Source organism: Pseudomonas sp. rhizo66, assembly GCF_031931925.1.
Lineage (GTDB): Bacteria > Pseudomonadota > Gammaproteobacteria > Pseudomonadales > Pseudomonadaceae > Aquipseudomonas.
Genome location: NZ_JAUJWZ010000002.1, coordinates 356,359 through 380,445, shown reverse-complemented (window position 1 = coordinate 380,445; position 24,087 = coordinate 356,359). Strand labels below are relative to the sequence as shown.

General features: G+C 59.9%; 25 protein-coding genes. 14 read left to right on the top strand and 11 right to left on the bottom strand.

The window, feature by feature from the left end; genetic code table 11:
• Window positions 1–77 precede the first annotated feature (77 nt).
• The gene (locus QZR14_RS03745; protein WP_311995915.1) at window positions 78–737 is read right to left on the bottom strand and encodes a glutathione S-transferase family protein; all 660 of its coding nucleotides are present in this window, start codon (window positions 735–737) and stop codon (window positions 78–80) included.
• A gap of 123 nt (window positions 738–860) precedes the next feature.
• On the opposite strand from QZR14_RS03745, the gene QZR14_RS03740 reads away from it, so the two are divergent.
• The 3 genes from QZR14_RS03740 (at window position 861) to QZR14_RS03730 (ending at window position 4,677) form a co-directional block, all read left to right on the top strand.
• Entirely contained in the window at window positions 861–1,145 is a 285-nt protein-coding gene (locus QZR14_RS03740) for a hypothetical protein (protein ID WP_007911108.1), read from the top strand.
• A gap of 260 nt (window positions 1,146–1,405) precedes the next feature.
• Window positions 1,406–1,651, top strand: a complete 246-nt coding sequence (locus QZR14_RS03735) for a TIGR02647 family protein (protein ID WP_039757399.1) — start codon at window positions 1,406–1,408, stop codon at window positions 1,649–1,651.
• 182 nt (window positions 1,652–1,833) lie between these two features.
• Window positions 1,834–4,677, top strand: a complete 2,844-nt coding sequence (locus tag QZR14_RS03730) for a class I adenylate cyclase (protein ID WP_311995914.1) — start codon at window positions 1,834–1,836, stop codon at window positions 4,675–4,677.
• A gap of 7 nt (window positions 4,678–4,684) precedes the next feature.
• On the opposite strand, the gene rnk is transcribed toward QZR14_RS03730, so the two are convergent.
• From rnk to cyaY, 3 genes are all read right to left on the bottom strand, one after another.
• On the bottom strand, window positions 4,685–5,095 hold the full coding sequence (gene rnk / locus QZR14_RS03725; RefSeq protein ID WP_034152030.1) for a nucleoside diphosphate kinase regulator: 411 nt from the start codon (window positions 5,093–5,095) through the stop codon (window positions 4,685–4,687).
• A gap of 128 nt (window positions 5,096–5,223) precedes the next feature.
• Entirely contained in the window at window positions 5,224–5,448 is a 225-nt protein-coding gene (locus QZR14_RS03720; protein WP_250605701.1) for a DUF1289 domain-containing protein, read from the bottom strand.
• Between the two features lie 4 nt (window positions 5,449–5,452).
• Window positions 5,453–5,785 carry an iron donor protein CyaY gene (gene cyaY / locus QZR14_RS03715; RefSeq protein ID WP_123454569.1) on the bottom strand — a complete coding sequence of 111 codons (333 nt, stop codon included), beginning with the start codon at window positions 5,783–5,785 and terminating at the stop codon, window positions 5,453–5,455.
• A 257-nt stretch (window positions 5,786–6,042) separates the two neighbouring features.
• On the opposite strand from cyaY, the gene lptM reads away from it, so the two are divergent.
• Genes lptM through QZR14_RS03685 form a run of 6 tightly spaced genes read left to right on the top strand, consistent with a single transcriptional unit; the run spans window position 6,043 to window position 10,652 of the window.
• On the top strand, window positions 6,043–6,216 hold the full coding sequence (gene lptM, locus QZR14_RS03710; RefSeq protein ID WP_007911098.1) for an LPS translocon maturation chaperone LptM: 174 nt from the start codon (window positions 6,043–6,045) through the stop codon (window positions 6,214–6,216).
• Between the two features lie 9 nt (window positions 6,217–6,225).
• Window positions 6,226–7,473: a diaminopimelate decarboxylase gene (gene lysA / locus QZR14_RS03705; RefSeq protein ID WP_311995913.1), complete on the top strand. Its 1,248-nt coding sequence runs from the start codon at window positions 6,226–6,228 to the stop codon at window positions 7,471–7,473.
• A 3-nt stretch (window positions 7,474–7,476) separates the two neighbouring features.
• Window positions 7,477–8,307 carry a diaminopimelate epimerase gene (gene dapF / locus QZR14_RS03700; protein WP_095119833.1) on the top strand — a complete coding sequence of 277 codons (831 nt, stop codon included), beginning with the start codon at window positions 7,477–7,479 and terminating at the stop codon, window positions 8,305–8,307.
• A gap of 13 nt (window positions 8,308–8,320) precedes the next feature.
• On the top strand, window positions 8,321–9,046 hold the full coding sequence (locus tag QZR14_RS03695) for a DUF484 family protein (RefSeq protein ID WP_311995912.1): 726 nt from the start codon (window positions 8,321–8,323) through the stop codon (window positions 9,044–9,046).
• A gap of 2 nt (window positions 9,047–9,048) precedes the next feature.
• Window positions 9,049–9,948: a tyrosine recombinase XerC gene (gene xerC / locus QZR14_RS03690; RefSeq protein WP_007950060.1), complete on the top strand. Its 900-nt coding sequence runs from the start codon at window positions 9,049–9,051 to the stop codon at window positions 9,946–9,948.
• Window positions 9,945–10,652 (top strand): HAD family hydrolase, encoded by a 708-nt coding sequence (locus QZR14_RS03685; RefSeq protein WP_311995911.1) that lies wholly within the window; start codon window positions 9,945–9,947, stop codon window positions 10,650–10,652. The genes xerC and QZR14_RS03685 overlap by 4 nt, the downstream gene beginning before the upstream one ends.
• Before the next feature lie 189 nt (window positions 10,653–10,841).
• On the opposite strand, the gene sutA is transcribed toward QZR14_RS03685, so the two are convergent.
• From sutA to glnK, 4 genes are all read right to left on the bottom strand, one after another.
• A complete protein-coding gene (gene sutA / locus QZR14_RS03680; RefSeq protein WP_007920420.1) occupies window positions 10,842–11,168 on the bottom strand; it encodes a transcriptional regulator SutA in 327 nt (108 codons plus the stop codon).
• A 102-nt stretch (window positions 11,169–11,270) separates the two neighbouring features.
• Window positions 11,271–11,696 (bottom strand): secondary thiamine-phosphate synthase enzyme YjbQ, encoded by a 426-nt coding sequence (locus QZR14_RS03675; protein ID WP_086792400.1) that lies wholly within the window; start codon window positions 11,694–11,696, stop codon window positions 11,271–11,273.
• Between the two features lie 215 nt (window positions 11,697–11,911).
• On the bottom strand, window positions 11,912–13,249 hold the full coding sequence (locus QZR14_RS03670) for an ammonium transporter (RefSeq protein WP_311995910.1): 1,338 nt from the start codon (window positions 13,247–13,249) through the stop codon (window positions 11,912–11,914).
• Between the two features lie 38 nt (window positions 13,250–13,287).
• Window positions 13,288–13,626, bottom strand: a complete 339-nt coding sequence (gene glnK, locus QZR14_RS03665; protein ID WP_002555808.1) for a P-II family nitrogen regulator — start codon at window positions 13,624–13,626, stop codon at window positions 13,288–13,290.
• A gap of 413 nt (window positions 13,627–14,039) precedes the next feature.
• Between glnK and QZR14_RS03660 the strand changes: the two genes are divergently transcribed.
• From QZR14_RS03660 to QZR14_RS03645, 4 genes are all read left to right on the top strand, one after another.
• On the top strand, window positions 14,040–14,300 hold the full coding sequence (locus QZR14_RS03660; RefSeq protein WP_007920416.1) for an accessory factor UbiK family protein: 261 nt from the start codon (window positions 14,040–14,042) through the stop codon (window positions 14,298–14,300).
• Window positions 14,301–14,664: 364 nt separating this feature from the next.
• Entirely contained in the window at window positions 14,665–15,177 is a 513-nt protein-coding gene (locus QZR14_RS03655) for a BRO-N domain-containing protein (RefSeq protein WP_311995909.1), read from the top strand.
• Between the two features lie 196 nt (window positions 15,178–15,373).
• Window positions 15,374–15,919, top strand: a complete 546-nt coding sequence (locus QZR14_RS03650; protein ID WP_311995908.1) for an N-acetyltransferase — start codon at window positions 15,374–15,376, stop codon at window positions 15,917–15,919.
• Window positions 15,920–16,515: 596 nt separating this feature from the next.
• On the top strand, window positions 16,516–18,009 hold the full coding sequence (locus tag QZR14_RS03645) for a YifB family Mg chelatase-like AAA ATPase (RefSeq protein ID WP_311995907.1): 1,494 nt from the start codon (window positions 16,516–16,518) through the stop codon (window positions 18,007–18,009).
• On the opposite strand, the gene QZR14_RS03640 is transcribed toward QZR14_RS03645, so the two are convergent.
• The 3 genes from QZR14_RS03640 to QZR14_RS03630 all read right to left on the bottom strand — a co-directional run bounded on the left by QZR14_RS03640 (window position 18,006) and on the right by QZR14_RS03630 (window position 22,521).
• Window positions 18,006–19,220 (bottom strand): aldose 1-epimerase family protein, encoded by a 1,215-nt coding sequence (locus QZR14_RS03640; RefSeq protein ID WP_311995906.1) that lies wholly within the window; start codon window positions 19,218–19,220, stop codon window positions 18,006–18,008. The two genes, QZR14_RS03645 and QZR14_RS03640, sit on opposite strands and share 4 nt — an antisense overlap.
• A 219-nt stretch (window positions 19,221–19,439) precedes the next feature.
• On the bottom strand, window positions 19,440–21,416 hold the full coding sequence (locus QZR14_RS03635) for a methyl-accepting chemotaxis protein (protein WP_250605693.1): 1,977 nt from the start codon (window positions 21,414–21,416) through the stop codon (window positions 19,440–19,442).
• Window positions 21,417–21,600: 184 nt separating this feature from the next.
• Entirely contained in the window at window positions 21,601–22,521 is a 921-nt protein-coding gene (locus QZR14_RS03630) for a LysR substrate-binding domain-containing protein (protein WP_250605692.1), read from the bottom strand.
• A gap of 158 nt (window positions 22,522–22,679) precedes the next feature.
• Between QZR14_RS03630 and QZR14_RS03625 the strand changes: the two genes are divergently transcribed.
• Window positions 22,680–24,074: a NorM family multidrug efflux MATE transporter gene (locus QZR14_RS03625; protein ID WP_250605691.1), complete on the top strand. Its 1,395-nt coding sequence runs from the start codon at window positions 22,680–22,682 to the stop codon at window positions 24,072–24,074.
• Window positions 24,075–24,087: the final 13 nt, after the last annotated feature.

The following is a 24,087-nucleotide window of genomic DNA, read 5'->3' as shown; positions in this document are numbered from 1 at the left end:
ACACATGTTTGTGTCACAACAAAACCTTGTGGGAGCTGGCTTGCCAGCGATGACTGACTTCAAAACGCTGCAAAACCCTATTTCTTGGCAGCGATCATCGCCAAAAACGCCGGCATCGCCGCCTCCTTGTCCGCCGCAATCTTCTGCACATGCGGATTCTGCTCAAATCGCTCCAGCAGCGCCTTGGCCTGCGACATCTCAGCCAGCAAATCGATCCCGAACAGTTTCTGCCCGACCGCACAGGCCAGCGGCACGCTGTAGAGGAAATACAAATCGGCAATGCTCAGACGGTCGCCCGCCACATACGGGGCAAATTTGCCGTGCCGACCCAGCGCCGCAAAACCCAGCAGCAACTCAGTCCTGGTTTTTTCCTTGATCGCCTCCGGCAGGGTCATGCCGAAAAACGCTTCACCGTAACAGGCACGCCCCGGCAGTTCGATGTACAGCTCGATTTCCTTGGCAATCGCCAGCACCTGCGCGCGCTCGAACGGATCGCTCGGCAGCAGTGGCGTGCCCTTCTGGATCTGTTCCAGGTATTCGAGAATGATCGCGGTTTCGTTGATAAAACCGGCGTCAACACCGAGCACCGGCACTTTGCCGCGCGGGCTGATGGCCAGCGATTCCGCGGTTTGCGCCGGATAGAACGTGACCTCTTCGAACGGCAGGCCTTTTTCCAGCAGCGCCAGTTTGACCATGTTGTAGTAGTTGCTGACTGAGAATCCGTAGAGCTTGAGCATCACATAGCCTCCAGGCCGTGCGGGGTGGGCAGTGCCTGTTTATAGATCGCCAAGGCGAATCACGCCAGCAGCATCACCCCGCTGAATGCGGGTAAACTGGCGCCTTTCCTTGAGGAGCCTGCCATGAGCGAGCCGACAGACATCGACAACGACGAAGAAGAGTTCACCGAGGCTACGTTGATCGAAGCCATCGAGAACCAGATCGAAAGCGACAACCCGCCAGCGGCCAAAGCGACCTTCAACAAGCTGACCTTGGTGGGCGTTGAGCGCGAAGAGATCCTCAATCTGATGGCGCACGTGCTGGCCTACGAGATTGACGCGATGCTTGATGAAGACCGCGCGTTCAATACCGAATGGTACGAAGCGGCGCTGCGCGCACTGCCGGAATTACCGCCAGAAAAGCAGTAGGCCAAACACAATCCCCTGTGGGAGCGAGCCTGTTCGCGAATGCCGTGTATCAGCAAAAACAACGCTAAATGACACACCGCTTTCGCGAGCAGGCTCGCTCCCACACAATTTGTCACCCATCCATCCAGCCAACTCCCGGGCCCCGACTACACTGGAATCCGCCTCAAGACAAAATCCCTGATCTGAGCACTGGACATGCCGCAAAAGCGGGTTCACCTTAGGGACGCTGTCGTCCAATTCCTAGAAAGTCTGGAGTCCTTATGTCGCTTACCCCTGAGTTGGTTGCCGAACTGGAAGTCCTCGCACTCTTCAACCTGGACAGTTCCCAGGAAGGTCTGAAAATTCATCAGACCGCTGCCCCGAAACACATTGCCGCTGCCCAACGCCTCTTTGAAAAAGAGCTGACCGACCAGCCCGATGGCGGGTATCTGACCAGCCTCGGTCGCGACGCTGCACAAAATGTGCAAACCGTGCTGACGATTCTGAGAGAGCAAGAAACCGCCTGATCCCCCCTGACTTTGCCCACGGGAACTCCTGCCACGGGATTTCCGCGGGCCTGCCTGGTCGCCCGCGATATAAATCTGACGTCAAAAAACAAATTCAGCTAAAAGTCCCGCTGCGCTAAGGCTAAACTGCCTCCCATTCCGAGACCCTCTACGTCCGAGCCTGCGAGCCGGTTTGAGCTGACATGACGCGCACCCACGAAATCCGCCCCGACCTGGACGAAGGCATCGACCGCAAGGTACTCAGCCAGCTGCGCGCGCGTTTTCTCAAACTCAATGAAGGCCGCCTCGGCCGCGCCCTCGAAGGCCTGTCGACCCGCCAGCAGAGCGTGTTGACGCTGTTGCCACTGTTCTTCCACGTCAATCATCCACTGCTGCCGGGCTATGTCTCGGGCAGTACGCCGGCCGGCCTGTCGAATTACGAGCCAGACGCCAACACCCTCGCCGAGGCGCAACGCCTGACGCGTTCGTTCTCGTACAAGCCGCGCCACGGCAGCAATCCGCCACGACCGATTCACGGCCTGTTCCTGATGGGCAGCCTCGGCACCCTGGCGCAGGCCGACCAGAGCGACATGGACGTGTGGGTCTGCCACGCGCCGGATCTGAGCGAAAGCGAACTCGCCGAGCTGAGCAAAAAGTGCCAGTTACTGGAAGCCTGGGCGGCGAGCCAGGGCGCTGAAGCGCACTTCTTCCTGATCGACCCGGAGCGCTTCGTCAAAGGCGAACGCGACTCCCAGCTCAGTTCGGAAAACTGCGGCACCACCCAGCACTATCTGCTGCTCGACGAGTTTTATCGCACCGCAATCTGGCTGGCCGGCCGCACGCCGATCTGGTGGCTGGTGCCGGTTTACGAAGAAACCGCCTACGACCTTTACACCCATACCCTGCTGTCCAAGCGCTTCATCCGCGCCGACGAAACCCTCGACCTTGGTCATCTGGCGCGGATTCCGCCGGGCGAGTTCATCGGCGCCGGATTGTGGCAGTTGTTCAAGGGCATCGAGTCACCCTACAAATCGGTGCTCAAACTGCTGCTGACCGAGGTCTACGCCAGCGAACACCCGCAAGTGCAGTGTCTGAGCCTGCGCTTCAAAAAAGCCGTGTTCGCCAACCAGCTGGATCTGGATGAACTGGATCCGTACATGGTCGTGTACCGGCGCATCGAGGAATACCTCACCGCGCGCAACGAGCCGGAACGGCTGGAGCTGGTGCGTCGTGCGCTGTACCTGAAGGTCAACCGCAAGCTCACCGGCAACAGCCGCACCCAGAGCTGGCAACGCTCGTTGCTGGAACGGCTGGCCAGTGAATGGCATTGGGATCAGCGGCAACTGACGCTGCTCGACAGCCGCAGCCAGTGGAAAGTCCGCCAGGTCAGCGCCGAACGCCGCGCGCTGGTCAATGAGCTGAACTACAGCTATCGCTTCCTGACCCAGTTCGCCCGCACCGAGCAGACCGTCAGCCTGATCAACAAGCGCGACCTCAATGTGCTGGGGCGCCGGCTCTATGCCGCCTTCGAACGCAAGGCCGACAAGGTCGAGTTCATCAACCCCGGCATCGCCCCGGATCTGGCCGAGGACACCCTGACACTGGTGCAGTCGCGCAACAAAAAGGAACCGGGCCAAACCCAGTGGGGCCTGTATAACGGCAGCCTCACAGCACTGGAATGGGAGCACTTCGCGCCGATCAAGCGCAGCCGCGAATTGCTTGAATTGCTGACCTGGTGCCACCGCAACGGCGTGATCGACAGCAGTACTCGTCTCGCCCTGCATCCCGGCACCAGCGACTTGAGCGAGTTCGAGCTGTTCAACCTGCTTGGCAGCCTGCAACAGTGCATCGCCCTGCCCTTGCCTACGGTGGCCGAAGAGCCGCTGCTGCGCGCCGCCGTGCCGAGCGAAGTGCTGATGCTGGTCAACGTCGGCATTGATCCACTCAAGCATCACCGCGACCTGAACATCCTGATGACCACCGAGCGCACCGACTCGCTGAGTTACGCCGGGGTGCGTGAAAACCTCGTGCTGACCCTGGATCAGGTCACGCTCAATAGCTGGAACGAAGTGCTGGTCAACCGCTTCGACGGCCCGCATGCCCTGCTCGATTGCCTGCGCGATTACCTCAACAACCTGCCGCGCGGGCCATTGCAGCCGTCGCTGAAGGTGCGTTGCTTCTGCCACAACCGCGCGCAGTTCATTGCCCGCCGCGTCGAGGAAATCGTCGACACCGCGCAGAATCTGTTGCTCAGCGAACTGAACCATCGCTACCTGATTCAGGTGCAGCAGCACTATCACGTGCTGGAATTGGTGCCGGGCCAAGTCAACCACGTCGCCCTCGCCACCCTTCCGGCCCTGCTCGATTATCTCGGTGAGGAACAGCCGCGCTACAGCCCGCTGCACCTGGACCCGATGGCGTTGGAAGATCACGACCTCGCGCTGATCCTGCCGATGGGCCAGCCGGAGTGCATTCAGGTCTTCTACCGGATCACCGAGCAGCAGGCAGAGCTGTACGTGCTGGATGAGTTCAACGCGCTGTGGCAGCAACATTTGCCCTATCACGATGAGCAAAGTCTGTTGGTGCCATTGCAGCGTTTCCTGCAATCGATACTGTTCCGCCGCGAAGCCGTGCTGCCGATGGACGCCGGCCCGGATGCCCGCCTCGAAACTTTGTATTACCAGTTATTGCCGTCGGGCCCGGGGCGCGCACGACGGGTCGAAGCGCGGCCGGCACCGCAGACGCCAGTGAACAAGCCGTTCTACGACGTGCAGGCGATCGTCGGCAAAGCCGCACCAGGCGAAGTGCAGGTCACCCTGTATTGCAATCAACGGGAATTCAGCGAGCTGGAACATGGCGACCAGCTGTTCAGCGTGGTCGCCCGGGAGATCGTTGAGCAACGCCGCGAGAGCGAACGCTATCGCTGCTACATCACCGACCTCGACCTCTCGGGCCTGCTCGGTGACGGGCAGAGTTCAAGCAATCTGTATCTGCGCTACAAGGCTGACCTGGAGCGCGCCCTGAACGAGGCGCTCGAACAGGTCTGAGACGGGTTTACTCGCGGAAATCACCGCCGTTGGCCGGCTGCGATTCAACTTCCAGCAAAGTCAGTTTCAGGGTCTTGCCACCCGGGGCCGGCCAGTCGATATGCTGACCGACTTTCAGGCCCAGCAACGCACTGCCGACTGGCGCCAGAATGGAAATCTTGCCTTCGTCGGCATTGGCATCCTTGGGATAGACCAGCGTCAGGTGATAGTCCTTGCCACTGCCTTCTTCGCGGCAATGCACACGGGAATTCATCGTCACGACATCGGCGGGCACTTCATCGTGGCCAACCACGGTGTCGGCGCGATCCAGCTCGGTTTGCAGCGCAATCACGCCCGGCAGCGTGTCATCCAGGCTGTCGATCAGGCGCTCCAGACGTTGCACGTCCAGACGGGTAAGGGTGATGGAAGGTGCGGTCATGATCCGGGCAGACTCCTTTCTTCTGCACACAAAAAAAGCAAAACCCCGCCAAAAAAGACGGGGTTTTCACCAAGCCTCGATGGGTTGAGGCGTGTTCGGACACTATCACAGCTCAAAAAATATACAAGTCACGCCCCGGTGCACTGTTTGCGCTGCGACGCCTGCGCGCAAATCACGCGCCGCCGCTCGTCGTCCGCCGAACGCCATTCGCGAATGTCCTCGACATGGCGGAAGCAGCCGAGACAAACCTTCTGTTCATCAAGCCGGCACACGCCGCTGCACGGCGAAGGCACGGCCGGACTGATGTTGCTGTAGAGCGGTTTGGGCGGACGAACAGGAGCGGTGTCAGTCACGGAATCACAGACCTTCGAAGTCGAATTCAGCGCCAGCCTGTTGCTTGACGATGCGCTCGAGCATTTCGCCCAGTTGCTCTTCGCTCTTGTCGCACATCCAGCGCTCGCTCTCTTCGTCGTAATCGAAGTGGAAACCACCGGACACCGCCGCCAGCCACAACTGACGCAGCGGCTCCTGGCGGCTGAAGATCAGTTGCGAGCCGTTTTCGAACTTGACGGTCAAGACACCTGCCGAGCTCTCCAGGTCGATATCCAGGTCGCTGTCATCAAAGATATCTTCCAGCGTCTGCTGGGTAGCATCGACCAGATCGTGGAAACGGGCTTCGGACAAACTCATTGCGGCAACCTCAAAAAATGTCTGATCAGGCTCAAGCGCCGAAAGATACGGACGCTTCCGGCCGATTGCAAAGATTAACGACCAAGCACCCTGCCCCACTCCTGACACCGAACCCTTGTAGGAGTGAGCCTGCTCGAGATAGCGGCGATTCGGGCAGCTTTAGGCAAGCCCCGCCGGACGGGAACCCCCTCGCATAGGCAAGCTGCCGGGTGGCCGGTATACTCCGGCGCAATTAACGCATTTTCAAGGATTTCGCCATGAAGCGCCTGATCTCTTCCCTTGCTGCGCTCGTCGCGGTTGCCTGCCTCGTTTCGGCCTGTGGTCAAAAAGGCCCGCTGTACCTGCCGGATGACGATCAGGACCCGGCCGAGCAAGCCCAGTCTTCGCAGAAGCAGCCGTCCAAAGCACACAAGCACGACGTTTACCAATAAGGGATCGCCATGGACGCTTTTAACTACCGTGGCGGGGAGCTGTTCGCGGAAGGTGTGGCGCTGTCCGCCATCGCCGACCGTTTCGGCACGCCCACCTATGTTTACTCCCGCGCGCATATCGAAGCCCAATATCTGGCCTACGCCGATGCGCTGGCCGGCATGCCGCACTTGGTCTGCTTTGCCGTCAAAGCAAACTCCAACCTCGGCGTACTGAATGTCCTGGCCCGTCTCGGCGCCGGTTTCGACATCGTCTCCCGTGGTGAACTGGAGCGTGTGCTGGCCGCTGGCGGCAGCGCTGACAAGATCGTCTTCTCCGGTGTCGGCAAGACCCGTGACGACATGCGTCGCGCCCTCGAAGTCGGCGTGCACTGCTTCAACGTCGAATCCACCGACGAGCTCGAACGCCTGCAAGTAGTTGCCGCCGAGCTGGGTGTCCGCGCCCCGGTTTCGCTGCGCGTGAACCCGGACGTCGATGCCGGCACCCACCCGTACATTTCCACCGGTCTCAAAGAGAACAAGTTCGGCATCGCCATTGCCGACGCCGAAGACGTGTATGTGCGCGCCGCGCATCTGCCGAACCTGGAAGTGGTCGGCGTTGACTGCCACATCGGTTCGCAACTCACCACCCTGCCGCCGTTCATTGACGCGCTGGATCGCCTGCTCGATCTGGTCGATCGCCTCGGCGATTGCGGCATTCACCTGCGCCACATCGATCTCGGTGGTGGCTTGGGCGTGCGTTATCGCGATGAAGAGCCGCCATTGGCTGCCGATTACATCAAGGCTGTGCGCGAGCGCTTGAACGGGCGTGATCTGGCGCTGGTGTTCGAGCCGGGCCGCTTCATCGTCGCCAACGGCGGCGTACTGCTGACCCAGGTCGAATACCTCAAGCACACCGAACACAAAGACTTCGCCATCGTCGATGCGGCGATGAACGACCTGATCCGCCCGGCGCTGTATCAGGCATGGATGGACGTCACGGCGGTCAAACCGCGTGGCACCGCTGCGCGCAAATACGACATCGTCGGGCCGATCTGCGAAACCGGTGATTTCCTCGCCAAGGACCGTGAACTGGCGCTGGAAGAAGGCGACTTGCTGGCCGTGCACTCGGCCGGGGCCTACGGTTTTGTGATGAGTTCCAACTACAACACCCGCGGCCGTGCTGCCGAGGTGCTGGTAGACGGTGATCAGGTTTTTGAAGTGCGCCGCCGCGAAACCGTGGCCGAGCTGTTTGCCGGCGAAAGCCTGCTGCCGGAGTAACCCATGCTGCTGCGTTTTACCAAAATGCACGGCCTGGGCAATGACTTCATGGTTCTCGACCTGGTCAGCCAGCACGCGCATATTCAGCCCAAGCACGCCAAGCAATGGGGCGACCGGCACACCGGCATCGGTTTCGACCAGTTGCTGATTGTTGAAGCGCCGAGCAATCCGGACGTGGACTTCCGTTACCGGATCTTCAATTCCGATGGTTCGGAAGTCGAGCAGTGCGGCAACGGTGCACGCTGCTTCGCGCGCTTCGTGCTCGACAAGCGTCTGACCGCCAAACGGCAGATCCGCGTCGAAACCAAGGGCGGCATCATCGAGCTGGACGTGCGTAACGACGGCCAGATCGGCGTGAACATGGGCGCCCCGCGTCTGGTGCCGGCGGACATTCCGTTCGAAGCGCCGGCGCAGGCCAGCAGCTATCAGCTGGAAGTCGACGGCACCACGGTCGAACTCGCCGCCGTGTCGATGGGCAACCCCCACGCGGTGTTGCGCGTACAGGACATCAACAGTGCACCGGTGCATGAGCTGGGGCCGAAAATCGAACACCATCCGCGCTTCCCGGCGCGGGTCAATGTCGGTTTTCTCCAGGTCATCGACCGCAACCGCGCGCAGCTGCGCGTGTGGGAGCGCGGCGCCGGGGAAACCCAGGCCTGCGGCACCGGCGCGTGTGCAGCGGCTGTCGCTGCAATCAGCCAGGGGTGGATGGATTCGCCGCTATTGATCGACCTGCCCGGCGGGCGTCTGTCCATTGAATGGGCTGGCCCTGGCCAACCGGTGCTGATGACCGGTCCGGCAGTGCGTGTATACGAAGGACAAGTACGTCTTTGAGTGAGCAGAAACCATGACCGATAAGCCTCAGGTACCCGCCCGACAGTCCGACGAATCAGCGTCCGAGAGCCTGGAGGCGGCAGCGGTTGCCGCGTACCTGGAGGCTCATCCGGACTTCTTCGTCGAGCACGAAGAACTGCTGCCCGCCCTGCGTATTCCCCACCGACGCGGTGACACCGTGTCCTTGGTCGAGCGGCAAATGACCATCCTGCGCGACCGCAACATCGAGATGCGCCATCGCCTCTCGCAGTTGATGGATGTCGCCCGCGACAACGATCGCCTGTTCGACAAGACTCGCCGGCTCATTCTGTCCCTGATGGACGCCGCCAGCCTCGAGGACGTGGTGATCAGCGTCGAAGACAGTCTGCGTCAGGATTTTCAGGTGCCCTTCGTCAGCCTGATCCTGCTCGGTGACAACCCGGCGCCGGTCGGTCGCTGGGTCAGCCACGCCGACGCACAAGTCGCCATCGGCGGCTTGCTCACCGAAGGCAAAAGCGTCAGCGGCAGCCTGCGCGAGCATGAGCTGGACTTCCTTTTCGGTGAAGAGCAGCGCAAGCAGATCGGTTCCACCGCCGTGGTTGCGGTCAGCCATCAAGGCATTCACGGCATTCTGGCGATCGCCAGCCGTGATCCGCAGCACTACAAAAGTTCGGTCGGCACGCTGTTCCTCAGCTACATCGCCGAAGTCATGGGCCGCGTGCTGCCACGGGTCAACAGCTCCCTGCGCTCGGTACGCTGAACATGGAACGGCAACTGGACGCTTACTGCGAACACCTGCGCAGTGAGCGACAGGTGTCGCCGCACACGCTGTCGGCTTACCGCCGCGACCTCGATAAAGTCCTTGGCTGGTGTGTGAAGCAGAACATCGGCAGTTGGGCGGCGCTGGACATTCAGCGCCTGCGCAGCCTGATCGCCCGCCTGCATGCGCAAGGCCAATCCTCGCGCAGCCTCGCCCGCCTACTCTCGGCAGTACGCGGGCTTTACCACTATCTCAATCGCGAAGGCCTTTGCGACCACGATCCGGCGACCGGTCTGGCACCGCCGAAGGGCGAACGGCGCCTGCCGAAAACCCTCGATACCGACCGCGCACTGCAGCTGCTTGAAGGGGCAGTCGAGGATGATTTTCTTGCGCGGCGCGATCAGGCGATTCTGGAGTTGTTCTACTCCTCCGGCCTGCGCCTTTCCGAGCTGACCGGGCTCAATCTTGATCAACTCGACCTCGCCGACGGCATGGTCCAAGTGCTCGGCAAGGGCAGTAAAACCCGCCTGCTACCGGTGGGTAAAAAGGCCCGCGAAGCACTGGAACAGTGGCTGCCGTTACGGGCGATGACCAATCCGGCGGATGACGCCGTGTTCGTCAGCCAGCAAGGCCGGCGCCTCGGCCCACGAGCGATTCAGGTACGAGTGAAACTGGCCGGCGAACGCGAACTGGGGCAGAACCTGCACCCGCACATGCTGCGGCACTCCTTTGCCAGCCACTTGCTGGAATCCTCGCAGGATCTGCGCGCGGTGCAGGAATTGCTCGGTCACTCCGACATCAAGACCACGCAGATCTATACCCATCTGGACTTCCAGCACCTGGCGGCGGTCTACGACAGCGCCCACCCACGGGCCAAACGCATGAAAGGCGACGATTCATGAGCATCCAGTTGATCACCTTCGACCTCGACGACACCTTGTGGGACACCGCGCCGGTGATCGTCAGCGCCGAAGCGGTATTGCGCGAATGGCTGAGCGAACACGCGCCGAATCTGGGCGCGGTGCCGGTGGAGCATTTGTGGGCGATTCGTGAGCGCGTGCTGGCTAATGAGCCGGGGCTGAAACACCGCATCAGCGCACTACGTCGGCGGGTGTTGTTCCATGCGATGGAGGACGCCGGCTATGCCCATGGCGAAGCAACCGACCTGGCAGACAAGGGTTTTGAAGTATTTCTGCATGCGCGGCATCAGATCGAAGTTTTTCCTGAAGTCGAGCCGGTGCTGGAGATCCTCGCCAATCACTATGCGCTTGGCGTGGTCACCAATGGCAATGCCGATGTGCGACGATTGGGCTTGGCGGACTACTTCAAGTTTGCCTTGTGCGCGGAAGACATCGGCATCGCCAAACCGGATGCGCGACTGTTTCATGAGGCGTTGCAGCGTGGTGGTGCCACCGCCGAAAGCGCCGTACATATCGGTGATCATCCGGGCGATGACATTGCCGGCGCACAGCAGGCCGGGTTGCGGGCGATCTGGTTCAACCCGACGGGGAAAGCCTGGGAAGCGGATCGCCTGCCGGATGCCGAGATTCGTAGCCTGAGCGATTTGCCAGCGGTGCTTGCCCGCTGGAATGCCACTTCCACCTGACACCTGAAAACCTGTGGGAGCTGGCTTGCCAGCGATGAGGCCGGCACATTCAACGTCAATGTGACTGATCCGACCCCATCGCGGGCAAGCCCGCTCCCACAGGGTTTATGTTTCACTTCAGGTATTTTATTTCACCCATGAAAAAGCCCGCAGCGACGGCGGGCTTTTTCAGCAAGCCAGCGGCACGCCTCAGATAGGGCGGCTGCCGTACTTGTTGTCCGGCTTCTTCGGCGGATCGGCGACCACATTGGCCTCCACTTCCTGCACTTTTCCGCCACGCGACAGGAACTCTTCCATGGCCTTGGCCAGGGCGTCGCGCTCCTTGTTCTTGGCTTCGATGCTCGGCAATTCGTCTACCGACACCGCAGCCTTGGCTTTGCCTTTGGCAGCCGGGGCCGGCGTATCGTCACCGCCATCGTCGTCAGCAACGTCTTCCGCTGCTGCTTCCAGGCCTTCCTCGGCCTCGTCTTCGTCGCCTACTTCGAGGTCGTCGTTTTCCAGATCATCGTCGCTCATGTTCTACCTCATGACTTGCGAAAAGCAGATTAGTTATAGACCAGCTTTGGCGACTGTCGAAAGTCGCCGTTAAAAAATCAGTAACCATTGGTGACCAACGGTTTATGCCCCGTCACCGTGCAAGGTGGCGAGGACTTTTCGGGCACCGCCATGATCACGGTGCTCGCCCAGATAAACGCCTTGCCAGGTCCCCAGTGCCAGGCGGCCTGCCGAAACCGGCAGACTGATCTGGCAGCCAAGCACGCTGGCCTTGAAGTGCGCCGGGAGGTCGTCCAGGCCTTCGTCGTTATGCTCATAGCCGTCTGTTCCTTGTGGGATCAGACGATTGAAAAATCGTTCGAAGTCGCGACGTACCGCCGGATCGGCGTTCTCGTTGATGGTCAACGACGCCGAGGTATGCTGCAGCCACAAATGCAACAGACCGACCCGGCATGCCTTGAGTTCAGGCAGCCCGGCGAGCAACTCGTCCGTTACCAGATGAAAGCCCCGGGGCCGTGCCCGCAGGGTTATCAGAGTCTGTTGCCACATACAGTTCTCCGCACGTTCGGGGCGCATTCTAGCGCGCTCTGGGAAAAAACAAAGGCCCTAATAATCCTGCAATGATGTAAGCCATTGCCCGCAGAAAAACGCCCGTCGTAAACACGACCAAAGACGTACGAAAAATCCTTTCAGCTGCTCTCTCTGCGACAAACTCCAGACAAAAAAATGCCCGGCGAACCGGGCAAGTTTTTTGCTGCGCGTACTTACAGGTTGTAGCCGCGTTCGTTGTGTTGTGCCAGATCGAGGCCTACCGATTCTTCTTCCTCGGTCACACGCAGACCCATCACAGCGTCCAGGACCTTGAGGATGATGAAGGTGACGATCGCGGTGTAGATCACCGTGAAACCAACGCCTTTGACCTGAATCCAGACCTGCGCGCCGATGTCGGTGACGGTGCCGAAGCCACCCAGAGCCGGCGCAGCGAATACGCCGGTAAGGATCGCGCCGAGGATACCGCCGATACCGTGTACGCCGAACGCGTCCAGGGAATCGTCATAACCGAGTTTGCGTTTCAGGGTGGTGGCGCAGAAGAAGCACACCACGCCCGCCGCCAGACCGATCACCAGGGCGCCCATCGGGCCCACGGTGCCAGCAGCCGGAGTAATTGCCACCAGACCGGCAACCACACCCGAGGCGATGCCCAGTGCACTTGGCTTGCCGTGGGTGATCCACTCGGCAAACATCCAGCCCAGTGCGGCGGCAGCGGTAGCGATCTGAGTGACCAGCATCGCCATGCCAGCGGTGCCGTTGGCCGCAGCAGCGGAACCGGCGTTGAAGCCGAACCAGCCGACCCACAGCATGGCCGCGCCCATCAGGGTGTAACCGAGATTGTGCGGGGCCATCGGGGTGGTCGGGAAGCCTTTGCGCTTGCCCAGTACCAGGCAGGCAATCAGACCGGCCACACCGGCATTGATGTGCACCACGGTGCCGCCCGCGAAGTCGAGCACGCCCCAGTCCCACATCAGGCCGCCGTTGCCGGACCAGACCATGTGCGCGATCGGTGCATAAACCAGGGTGAACCAGATGCCCATGAAGATCAGCATCGCGGAGAACTTCATCCGCTCAGCGAACGCACCGACGATCAGCGCCGGGGTGATGATCGCGAAGGTCATCTGGAAGGTGATGAACACCGCTTCAGGGAACAGCGCCGCAGGGCCGGTCAGGCTTGAAGGCGTGACACCGGCGAGGAACGCCTTGCCCATGCCGCCGAAGAACGAGTTGAAATTGACGACGCCCTGCTCCATGCCGGTGGTGTCGAACGCAATGCTGTAGCCATAAATGACCCACAGGATGCTGATCAGACCGGTAATGGCGAAGCACTGCATCATCACGGAAAGAATGTTTTTGGAGCGAACCATGCCGCCGTAGAACAGCGCCAGGCCGGGGATGGTCATGAACAGCACGAGGGCTGTCGAGGTGAGCATCCAGGCAGTATCGCCGGAATTGAGGACTGGGGCCGCCACTTCGTCTGCCGCCATAGCGAGGCTGGGCATTACGATGGACAACAGGGCTCCTAGCCCTGCGAATTTACGCAGAGTCATATTGTTTTCTCCTGGGGCGTTGGGGTTTGTGGCGGCTTTTAAATCGCGTCGGTATCGGTTTCGCCGGTACGGATGCGGATCGCCTGTTCCAGATTGACCACGAAGATCTTGCCGTCACCGATCTTGCCGGTGTTGGCCGCCTTGGTGATCGCCTCGATCACCCGATCCAGATCCTTGTCGTCGATGGCCACGTCGATTTTCACCTTGGGCAGAAAATCGACCACATATTCCGCGCCGCGATACAGCTCGGTGTGACCCTTCTGCCGGCCGAAGCCTTTGACTTCAGTAACGGTAATGCCCTGCACGCCGATTTCGGACAGCGACTCGCGCACGTCGTCCAACTTGAACGGCTTGATGATGGCAGTGACTAGCTTCATGAAACTCTCTCCCGAATTGGTGGACTTGCCCCAGGAAAACAAACCCGACTCAAGTCTAAGCGCAGTGCCTGGCTTTGTAACGCATCGTCGGCCTTACCTGCCCGACTGACGCCAGCTAACCGCTGCTGACGAAACTCCCCGCTCCGTCTGCCGCACTGCATTCGTCACAGCGACTGCATCAGTGCATGGGTCGAAGGTGACTAAGCAGAAACCTTGCCATCTCGCCAAAATCCCCTGATTTCAATCCCTTGGCCGCTGCCGCAAGCCATCCCGTGCAAAACGCCATCCGGATACGCACAACAACGGTGCGTCGCCGTCCGTCCGCCTGCGCGAAAAGCGTGCATCCCTGACCACGAGATTGACTATAGACACTGCGTGATACACTGCCGGCCATTGTTTCCAGGACATCCACCATGCTCGCGCCCAAAGACTTCCTCGACGCCCTGAGCGGCACCGCCTCCCGCCTGTTCAGCGGCGACACCCCGCTGCCGAAAGCCGAAATCGAAAGCCAGTTCAAGATGCTGCTACAGAGTGCCTTCAGCAAACTCGATCTGGTCAGCCGCGAAGAATTTGATAGTCAGATGGTCGTGCTGGCCCGCACTCGCGCTCGCCTCGAAAGCCTCGAAGCCAAAGTCGCCGAGATGGAAGCCAAGCTGACACCGCCCGCGGAATAATCCGCGCCCCCTGTAGGAGCTGCCGAAGGCTGCGATCTTTTGATCTCCAGCCCTTCAACCATCCCGGCAACGTCCTACAACCTGCACCACCGCCGTCCGATTGCGCCGAAAAGCCCAGGTTTCTAAGCTCACCCGATACTGAATGTTCAGCACCGGGTTTGGCGACCTGGATCGAATTTGACGCAATGCAACTAAACTCACAGAGAGGTTTTTTCTCTCAACGAGTTATGGCGGCTTTGCGTGGGAGACCTCAGGGTCTGCCGGTTTCGAATTCACCGGTTCGCCAACCCGCGCATAGCTGCCACCCTTTTCGTTTGGCGACGAACAGAAGCAGTTTTCTTCACTTGAATTCGAGAACTGAACCATGGACGAAAACTACCTGACACCTAGCATCTTCACCCGCCACAAACTCCCCCTCCACGCCCTTCTCATCCAGAACCAACCCTGGTTCTGCGCCCGAGACCTGAGTCGCCTGCTGCACATCTACCTCAACGAACGCATGCTGCGAAAACTCGACCCCGACCAATACCAATCCCGCAAAACCCTGATCCACAATCAAATCGAAAACACCCTGCTAATCAGCGAATCCGGCGTCTACGCCCTCCTGGTCTACCACTACTGCCCCGAATACCGAGCCCTGCGCGAATGGCTTACTCACCAAGTCATCCCGACCCTGCGCGACACCCAACACCCCACCACAAGCGAACGCCCACAACTGAGCCTGCTCAACTGGCCGGACATGACATTGAGTTTGCTGCACTGGAATAACCAGCCGTGGATACGGTTGCAAGATGTGCCACACATGGTGACGGAGCGAGAACAGGCAAACCGCACGGTTGTGAACTCATGGTGGAGAAAGGCTCTGCAATTGATCTGAATTTTTGCGCTGCAACCTCACCAAAGGTCATTTCAGCGATACCACTGAAATGACCTTTTTTGTGTCTTCGTTATCTCCACCCCTCCTACTCCGAAATCCTCCACTCACAGAAGTAACGTCCTACAAAACGCGTCCGCCACGTCTGATTTCGCTGCCCCGTCTCTGCTGGCTATCTTCTGCGACCAGATCCAAACAGATGAAAACAATGAGAAGAAAAGGCAAAGCAACGGATCTTCGTAACCAGACATTCAGATCAAACTCGCGAAAGATCGCCTACAAATTCTTTCTCAAGGACATTGCCCCGAGAATCCCAAATATTGATGCAGCAGCGGTCAAGTTTGAGCCAATTACCCCAGCAGCGATAAAGCAATACTTTCTCTGGGAGGGGCCAACAATTTTCCCTTGGGATGACGTTGCAGACTGGAAAAGTAAAGATGCGAAAGGTCTGGATTTGGCGATATGGTACAAACAGACTCTTTGCGGCATGTGCTATGCGACCCCGCGCGCAAGCTCTATCTGCTTAAAGATTGTTCTGTTGGAAGGGCATCCGGACAGGGCGCACCCGCTTCGCGGCAGGATCGCGCCGATTGCTCTGCTTGTCGCAGATCACTATGCGCGAGCGCTAGGATGCAAAGAAATCGAGATTCAGGATCCTGATCCGAATGTTGTTTTTTACTACCGGAAACTGGGGTTCGAATTCGACCACACCAACCGGCTTGTCATTTCTGTGAACGGCCAATAACATCGAAATCAACAACCCAATCGCACGAGGTGCGTATGAGCCCAAAAAAGCGAAAGGCAAAGCTTCTTCAGATTGTTGAACTACATCTCGAAGCACTCCGGTTGGCTGGGGATATGTCAGCCAACCAACGGCGATTTATTGAAGTTGCTGTTACGTGTGGGCCAGAGCTTGAGCCAAGCGGCCCGCTGGCCGGTAAAAGATCCTGAGTCAAAAATAAAAAGGCGTCCAGTAGGACGCCTTTTTTGTGTTTGGAGGAGTAGTCGCAGCGATTCTTTAGCTCCTGGCTTTGCAACCATGGGTTCAGAATCCGACGAGCTGGCCCGTCGTCACTACTTCAGAGAAACCAGCTTTCTCTGCTGCCAAAAATGCGGGGGAGCTTTTACTGGTGCCCAGTCCCGACGAATGCGCAGTTGCAGTCCTCGAGCGGGAGGATCCGTCAATGCCGGGCGAGAGTCAACGCTCCAATTCAGGCAAGCAGTGACAGCCCATCGGGTCTTGATACGTCTTGTAAACCTCTATTTCAGCACTGAAACCCGGCTCAACTACCCTTCAAAAACCCGCAGGAAGCGGCTCCCGATTTAGCTCAAGGAACGACCATGTCCCTCTCCATCGTCCACAGTCGCGCCCAGATTGGCGTGGAAGCCCCCGCTGTCACCGTCGAAGTTCATCTGGCCAACGGTCTGCCGTCGCTGACCATGGTCGGGCTGCCCGAGGCGGCGGTGAAGGAGAGCAAGGATCGGGTGCGCAGCGCGATCATCAATTCCGGGCTGCAGTTTCCGGCGCGGCGGATCACCTTGAATCTGGCACCGGCGGATCTGCCCAAGGATGGCGGGCGGTTTGATCTGGCGATTGCCTTGGGGATTTTGTCGGCGAGTGTGCAGGTGCCGTGTCTGACGCTGGATGATGTGGAATGTCTGGGTGAGTTGGCGTTGTCCGGCGCGGTACGAGCGGTGCGCGGGGTGTTGCCGGCAGCATTGGCGGCGCGCAAGGCGGGTCGTGCGTTGGTGGTGCCGCGAGCGAATGCCGAGGAGGCGTGTCTGGCTTCGGGGTTGAAGGTGTTTGCGGTGGATCATTTGCTTGAGGCTGTGGCGCATTTCAATGGGCATACGCCGGTTGAGCCCTATGTCTCCGACGGCTTGATGCATGCCAGCAAGCCTTATCCCGACTTGAATGAAGTGCAAGGACAACTGGCGGCGAAACGCGCGCTGCTGATTGCCGCTGCGGGTGCCCATAACCTGCTGCTCAGTGGGCCGCCGGGAACGGGTAAGACATTGCTGGCCAGTCGGTTGCCAGGGCTGCTGCCACCCTTGGCCGAGAGCGAAGCACTGGAGGTGGCGGCGATTCAGTCAGTTGCCAGTGGCGCGCCGCTGACCCATTGGCCCCAGCGCCCCTTCCGTCAACCGCACCACTCCGCATCCGGGCCGGCGTTGGTCGGCGGCAGCTCGAAACCGCAACCCGGAGAGATCACCCTCGCCCATCACGGCGTGCTGTTTCTCGACGAACTGCCGGAGTTTGATCGCAAGGTATTGGAAGTTTTACGCGAGCCTTTGGAGTCCGGACATATCGTCATCGCGCGAGCCAAGGATCGCGTACGTTTTCCCGCACGGTTCCAGTTAGTGGCAGCAATGAACCCCTGCCCCTGTGGATATCTTGGCGAACCGAGCGGCAAGTGTTCGTGCACGCCGGACATGGTGCAGCGCTATCGCAACAAGTTGTCAGGGCCGCTGCTGGATCGGATCGATTTGCACCTGACAGTGGCGCGAGAAGCGACAGCGTTGAACCCGCAGGTCAAGCCGGGAGAGGACAGCGCCAGCGCCGCAGCCTTGGTGGCCGAGGCACGCGAGCGCCAGCAAAAGCGCCAAGGCTGCGCCAATGCGTTTCTTGATCTGCCGGGGTTGAAGCGGCACTGCAAATTATCCACAGCCGATGAGGCATGGCTGGAATCGGCGTGTGAGCGGTTGACCTTGTCGCTGCGCTCAGCGCATCGCCTGCTCAAAGTCGCCCGGACGCTGGCAGATCTTGAGCAAGTCGATGCAATCAAGCGTGAGCATTTGGCCGAAGCGCTGCAATACCGGCCGGCGACACCTTAATGTTCGGTCAGATCAACCAGCGGCGTCTGCCGCACTTCAGTTTCGCGTCCGGCCTGAATCTCGGTCACGCGCTTCAAGGCGTTATCCACAGCGCCTTTGTCTGCCAGCAGGCTGTAGCTGATCTGGAACTGTTGGCTGGCCTTTGGTGCAATGGTCGGTACCAGATTCAACGGGCGCTGATAGCGGCGGTTGTAGGAAAAACTGGTGCCCGGCTCCAGCCCGGTGACGTAGCCCTGGCCTTGAGTGTCGGTATTTTTCCACAGGGAGAACACCGGCAACTGCTGGGTATTGAAGCCAACAGAAACACCGAGGCTGCCGGCCTTATTGTGCAAAACAGTCAGGGTTTCGCCTTTGGCGTCGGCATAGGGCACGACGTTGTAGACGGTTTCGTCGTAGTCCTTGGTCGGCGCGCGGTAAGTCTGCCAGTCAGCCAGATCACCCTTGGCCTTGTCGTTGAACGGCGACACCTGTTTTACCGGCGCAGCAAATCGTGCGCCTTGCTCGAGGAACGGCGTACTGAAGTTGCTGTGATACAGCGCCTGGTATTCCTTCGGATAATCGCCGTTGTTGGTCAGCGTATCGTTGAGTGCAAAGCGCACGCTGCCGGGCTCGGTGACCAGCTCAGTGACGACCGAGAAGTCGACTTTCTTGAACGCTTGCTCTTTCAGCTCGCCGCGCAGGCTGATGGCGTAGGGCGGCTTTTCGTCGATGTGCAGCGTGACCGTACTAGCCGGGATGTTGGCGGCGCGTCCGTGCAAGGTCAGCAACTCACCATTGTCCATACCGGGATGGCCGACCCACTCGTAACCGCAGCGGGTCACCAGCTCGTTGAAACCTTCCAGCCAGCCCAGCCCACCGCGTCCGTTAAGTTCAATGAACGCCGGGTTGACCACTTCCTTGACCGGCGAATCCCAACCCATGCGTACATTGCCAACAGAAGCTTGCAAGACATTCATGCCTCGGGTCGGCACCACCGAGAGTTTCATCGTGCCGTTATCGATATCCACGATGCTGACACCTTCCTGCCGCCCACCGTGCAAGGTACGCAGGCTCACAGAGAAGGGTTTGTCGGTTTTCACACCGAGCTGCGCACTGGTGATGGTCCAGTTTTGCGCGGGCTTGTTGGCATCGAGCAGCACGTAATCCCAAGCCATGGCGTGGGAAGCAGCAGAGAATGCGCCGAGGGCGACGGCGAGTTTGAGCGGGGTCATGGCAGCAGCCTTTATTGGAGTTGTGCCATTTTTATAGCGCTGCGGAAACGTTTCAGCAAGTGTATTAGATTGATCGATGGCATGTCCTGCCGGAGATCTTCATTGATGCATTCGCGAGCAGGCTCGCTCACACAGCGAATCCGGGTCTTCACAAAATCTGTGATTTGCACCGGAATCTGTAGGAGCGCGCCTGCTCGCGAAAGCTATATCAAGGCTGTATCAACGGAAGCGATCAACCTCGGAACGCAGATCCGCCGCCAGCTTCTCCAGTTCTTTAGCCGTAACAGCCAGGTTCGACACAACCTCACGCTGCTCACTGTTGGCCAACGCAATGCTCTGCAAATTGCTGCTCAACAACGTCGCGGTGCTGCTCTGCTCCTGAGTCGCCGTGGTAATCGCAGCAAACTGCTGCCCCGCCGAACGGCTCTGCTCATCAATGCGCGCGAGTGCCGAAGCGACATTGGCGTTGCGCGACAAGCCTTCCTGCATCAGCACATTGCCCTGTTCCATGGTGCTGATCGCGTTGCCGGTCTCCTGCTGGATGCTGTGGATCATGCTGGAAATTTCGTCGGTCGCCTGGCGGGTACGCGAGGCCAGGCTGCGCACCTCATCGGCCACTACGGCAAAGCCACGCCCCTGCTCACCGGCACGGGCGGCTTCGATCGCAGCGTTAAGTGCCAGAAGGTTGGTCTGCTCGGCAATCGAGGTAATCACACCGACGATGCCGCCAATTTCCTGCGAGCGCTGACCGAGGGTGTTGATCACGGTGGCGGTGCTGTTCAAGGCACCAGCGATTTGCTCCAGCGAGGACGACGCTTCTTCCATCGAGCTGCGGCCAATCTGGGTTTGCTGGGCATTTTCCTGCGCCAGACGCTGGGTTGCGCCCATGTTGTCGGCAATGTTCAGCGAGGTCGCGCTGAACTCTTCCACCGCTCCGGCCATGCTGGTGATTTCACCGGACTGTTGCTCCATGCCTTCGTAGGCACCGCCGGACAAACCGGACAGGGCCTGGGCACGGCTGTTGACCTCTGCCGAGGAGCGGCGGATGTGCTCGACCATGGTCGACAGCGCCTGGCTCATCTGGTTGAACGCACGGGACAGCTGACCGATTTCGTCGTTGCTCGACACATTCAACCGAACGCTCAGATCACCGGCGCCCAAGGCCTCGGCCTGACGCACCAGATCGCCCAGAGGCGCCAGTTTGCTGCGCAGCAGCCAGACCACCGATCCGACCGCCAGCAGCATCGCCAACAGACTGCCAATGGCCAGTTGCGTACCGACGCTCCAGGTCACCGCACGGATCTCGGCTTTCGGCATGCTCGCCACCACCGACCATGGCCCGCCATCGAACGGCACGGCAATGCTGTAGAAATCTTCCGAGGTGTCGCTCCAGAACTCACCCTTGCCCGGTTTCGCCGCCAAACCTTTGATCACCGGAACGGCTTGATCCAGCGCCTGCACCCCCGCCGGCGCAACCAACCATTTGTTTTGCTCGTCGAGCAACGCCAGCGAACCGCTCTGGCCGATGCGGAAGCGCTTGAGGTTGTCGAACTGGATGTTCTGCGCGTCGGTGTAATCGAAACCGACGAACAGCACCGCAATCACCTTGCCGCTGCCATCGCGCACCGGGGTGTATTGGGTCATGTAGGAGCGATCGAACAGCAAGGCGCGACCGACGTAGCCCTGCCCCGCCATCAACTTCGCGTAGGCCGGGTGCGCATGATCGAGCAAGGTGCCGATGGCGCGCGTGCCATCCTGCTTGGTCAGCGAGGTACTGACCCGGACAAAGTCTTCGCCGCTGCGCACAAACAACGTGGCGACGCCCGCAGTCATCTGCTTGAACTCGTCGACTTCCTTAAAGTTGTTGTTCAGCACTTCGCTGCCCAGGTGCAGGCCTGGAGTCTGGGTGCCGGCGACTGTCACCGGCTCATCCGGATAAATGCTCAGGCCCGCGCTGAAGCGCTTCTCGAACAACCCGCTCAGGCGCTGGGTGCTTTCACGCAACGTGCCGTGAAACGTGCTCAGTTGGTCGGCCAGCAGCCGCGCCTCACTGGCCAGATGCTCTTCACGGGTGGCGAGGTTGGCGGAGTCCAGCGAACGCAAGGCGAACACCGTACTGCCACTGATAACTATCGCCAGTATTACAGCGAGCGCGAGGCCCAGCTGCGAGGCGATCCGAGCGCGAGGTTGAGACATGGACAGCTCCTGGCCGAGCCACGGGATCCTCCTTGATCTCGACTCGGAAATTTTTCTGGTTGTGGGGGTGAATCGTGGGTACCGGCACGACGGTTCCACAAGCACGTATTCGGCGGTGGATCCAAATACTTGAGCGGAAAACAAGGTTATGGCACAAGGCCGGCATTGTGGCGGCTCGAACGTTTCAGCTCAAGCGCGCAACCGCCGGCAGTTCCATGGCGCGGACCTCGCTTTGCAGAAAGTCGCTGAGACGGCGCAAACGTTCGCCTCCCGGCCGGGTCTTTGGCCACACGAGGTAGTAATTCAAGCCGCTGGCGACCGCGGTTGGCCACGGCAGGCTCAGCCTTCCTTGCGCCACATCTTCGGCGACCATCAACAGATCGCCCATCGACACACCGTAACCGCGCGCCGCCGCGATCATGCCCAGTTCGAGGGTATCGAACACCTGCCCACCCTTGAGTGACACCTGATCAGACAACCCCATGTGTTCCAGCCAACTGCGCCAATCGCGACGATCGGGGGTCGGGTGGAGTAATTCGGTGCAGGCCAGTCGAGCCACATCCCACGGCTGATCATTCAGCAGGTTGGGCGCCCCCACCGGAATCAACTCTTCAGGAAAGAGCAGGCTGGCCTCCCAGTCCGGCGGAAAATGCCCGTCACTCAACAGCACCGCGCAGTCGAACGGCTCATCGTTGAAGTCCACCGAATCGACGTCCATCCAGGCGCTGGTCAGTTGCACTTCGTTGCCCGGCTGCAAATGACGGAAGCGGCTAAGCCGCGCCAACAGCCAGCGCATGGTCAAGGTCGATGGGGCCTTCATGCGCAAGATGTCGTCCTCGGCACGCAAGGTATTGCAGGCCCGCTCCAGCGCACTGAAACCTTCGCGGATGCCGGGCAGCAGTAACCGCGCGGCCTCAGTCAGTTGCAGATTGCGCCCGCTGCGATGAAACAGCCGACAGGCGAAGTGATCTTCGAGGGTACGAATATGCCGACTCACCGCACTCTGAGTGATCGACAGTTCCTCGGCAGCACGGGTGAACGAACTGTGTCGCGCCGCCGCTTCAAATGCGCGCAGGGCATACAAGGGAGGAAGACGACGAGACATGCAGAAAGCTCCTGTAGCGGGATGCAGCCGGCCCCAAAGATTTTACTCAAGATGAGTTTTAGTCATGCCACCCATCCTTTTTATCCCTTTGTGCAAAGCCTGCCAAGCGCCGAGAATCGACGCTCTTCTGTTCCCTCTTAAATTGAGTGGTGATGACCATGCAGCATCCTGTGCGTACCGAACTCTGGGCCATCCTGCGGCTGGCAGGGCCGTTGATTGCTTCACAGTTGGCGCACATGTTGATGGTGCTGACCGACACCCTGATGATGGCGCGCCTGAGTCCCGAAGCGCTCGCAGGTGGCGGACTGGGAGCAGCAACCTATTCGTTCGTATCGATTTTCTGCATCGGCGTGATTGCGGCGGTCGGCACGCTGGTGGCGATTCGCAAGGGCGCCGGCGACATCATCGGTGCTGCGCGCCTGACCCAGGCCGGGTTGTGGCTGGCGTGGCTGATGGCGCTGGGCGCCGGGTTGCTGTTGTGGAACCTGAAACCGGTGTTGCTCCTGTTCGGTCAGACCGAAACCAACGTCAACGCGGCCGGGCAATTCCTGATTGCCCTGCCCTTCGCCCTACCCGGCTACCTCAGTTTCATGGCCCTGCGCGGTTTCACCAGTGCAATCGGCCGGGCGACGCCGGTGATGGTCATCAGCCTCGCCGGCACGGTGGCCAATTTCCTGCTCAATTACGCGCTGATCACTGGCATGTTCGGTCTGCCGAAAATGGGCCTGACGGGCATCGGCCTGGTCACGGCGATTGTCGCCAACTGTATGGCGTTGGCGCTGGCCTGGCACATCCGTCGGCATCCGGCTTATGACGCTTATCCATTGCGCGCAGGTTTATCGCGGCCGAATCGGCAATATCTGAAAGAGTTGTGGCGGCTCGGCCTGCCGATCGGTGGCACCTACGCGGTAGAAGTCGGTTTGTTCGCCTTTGCGGCGCTGTGCATGGGCACCATGGGCAGCACGCAGTTGGGCGCGCACCAGATTGCTCTGCAAATCGTCTCGGTGGCGTTCATGGTGCCGGCGGGGATGTCATACGCGATCACCATGCGCGTCGGCCAGCATTACGGCGCCGGGCAATTGAGCGATGCGCGGATGTCCGGGCGGGTCGGGATCGTCTTTGGCGCGGTGGTGATGCTGGGTTTCGCCATGGTGTTCTGGTTGCTGCCGAATCAGTTGGTCGGGTTGTTCCTCGATCACAATGATCCGGCGTTTGCCGAGGTGATTCGTCTGGCGGTGAGCCTGCTGGCGGTGGCGGCCTGGTTCGAGCTGTTCGACGGCACGCAGACGATTGCCATGGGCTGCATTCGTGGGCTCAAGGATGCGAAAACCACGTTTCTGGTCGGGCTCGGCTGTTACTGGCTGATCGGCGCGCCGGCGGCATGGTGGATGGCGTTCCATTTGAACTGGGGGCCGACAGGCGTCTGGTGGGGATTGGCGCTGGGCCTGGCGTGTGCGGCGGTGAGTTTGACGCTGGCATTCGAGTGGAAGATGAAGCGGATGATTCGGCTGGAGCCGCAATCTCGGGGCTTCAACATCCCTCAGCCTGAATGAGATTGCCCTTGTG

Coding starts and splice junctions, on each gene's coding strand:
- QZR14_RS03745 (WP_311995915.1), bottom strand. CDS start 737: ATGCTCAAGCTCTACGGATTCTCAGTCAGCAACTACTACAACATGGTC.
- QZR14_RS03740 (WP_007911108.1), top strand. CDS start 861: ATGAGCGAGCCGACAGACATCGACAACGACGAAGAAGAGTTCACCGAG.
- QZR14_RS03735 (WP_039757399.1), top strand. CDS start 1,406: ATGTCGCTTACCCCTGAGTTGGTTGCCGAACTGGAAGTCCTCGCACTC.
- QZR14_RS03730 (WP_311995914.1), top strand. CDS start 1,834: ATGACGCGCACCCACGAAATCCGCCCCGACCTGGACGAAGGCATCGAC.
- rnk (WP_034152030.1), bottom strand. CDS start 5,095: ATGACCGCACCTTCCATCACCCTTACCCGTCTGGACGTGCAACGTCTG.
- cyaY (WP_123454569.1), bottom strand. CDS start 5,785: ATGAGTTTGTCCGAAGCCCGTTTCCACGATCTGGTCGATGCTACCCAG.
- lptM (WP_007911098.1), top strand. CDS start 6,043: ATGAAGCGCCTGATCTCTTCCCTTGCTGCGCTCGTCGCGGTTGCCTGC.
- lysA (WP_311995913.1), top strand. CDS start 6,226: ATGGACGCTTTTAACTACCGTGGCGGGGAGCTGTTCGCGGAAGGTGTG.
- dapF (WP_095119833.1), top strand. CDS start 7,477: ATGCTGCTGCGTTTTACCAAAATGCACGGCCTGGGCAATGACTTCATG.
- QZR14_RS03695 (WP_311995912.1), top strand. CDS start 8,321: ATGACCGATAAGCCTCAGGTACCCGCCCGACAGTCCGACGAATCAGCG.
- xerC (WP_007950060.1), top strand. CDS start 9,049: ATGGAACGGCAACTGGACGCTTACTGCGAACACCTGCGCAGTGAGCGA.
- QZR14_RS03685 (WP_311995911.1), top strand. CDS start 9,945: ATGAGCATCCAGTTGATCACCTTCGACCTCGACGACACCTTGTGGGAC.
- sutA (WP_007920420.1), bottom strand. CDS start 11,168: ATGAGCGACGATGATCTGGAAAACGACGACCTCGAAGTAGGCGACGAA.
- QZR14_RS03675 (WP_086792400.1), bottom strand. CDS start 11,696: ATGTGGCAACAGACTCTGATAACCCTGCGGGCACGGCCCCGGGGCTTT.
- QZR14_RS03670 (WP_311995910.1), bottom strand. CDS start 13,249: ATGACTCTGCGTAAATTCGCAGGGCTAGGAGCCCTGTTGTCCATCGTA.
- glnK (WP_002555808.1), bottom strand. CDS start 13,626: ATGAAGCTAGTCACTGCCATCATCAAGCCGTTCAAGTTGGACGACGTG.
- QZR14_RS03660 (WP_007920416.1), top strand. CDS start 14,040: ATGCTCGCGCCCAAAGACTTCCTCGACGCCCTGAGCGGCACCGCCTCC.
- QZR14_RS03655 (WP_311995909.1), top strand. CDS start 14,665: ATGGACGAAAACTACCTGACACCTAGCATCTTCACCCGCCACAAACTC.
- QZR14_RS03650 (WP_311995908.1), top strand. CDS start 15,374: ATGAAAACAATGAGAAGAAAAGGCAAAGCAACGGATCTTCGTAACCAG.
- QZR14_RS03645 (WP_311995907.1), top strand. CDS start 16,516: ATGTCCCTCTCCATCGTCCACAGTCGCGCCCAGATTGGCGTGGAAGCC.
- QZR14_RS03640 (WP_311995906.1), bottom strand. CDS start 19,220: ATGACCCCGCTCAAACTCGCCGTCGCCCTCGGCGCATTCTCTGCTGCT.
- QZR14_RS03635 (WP_250605693.1), bottom strand. CDS start 21,416: ATGTCTCAACCTCGCGCTCGGATCGCCTCGCAGCTGGGCCTCGCGCTC.
- QZR14_RS03630 (WP_250605692.1), bottom strand. CDS start 22,521: ATGTCTCGTCGTCTTCCTCCCTTGTATGCCCTGCGCGCATTTGAAGCG.
- QZR14_RS03625 (WP_250605691.1), top strand. CDS start 22,680: ATGCAGCATCCTGTGCGTACCGAACTCTGGGCCATCCTGCGGCTGGCA.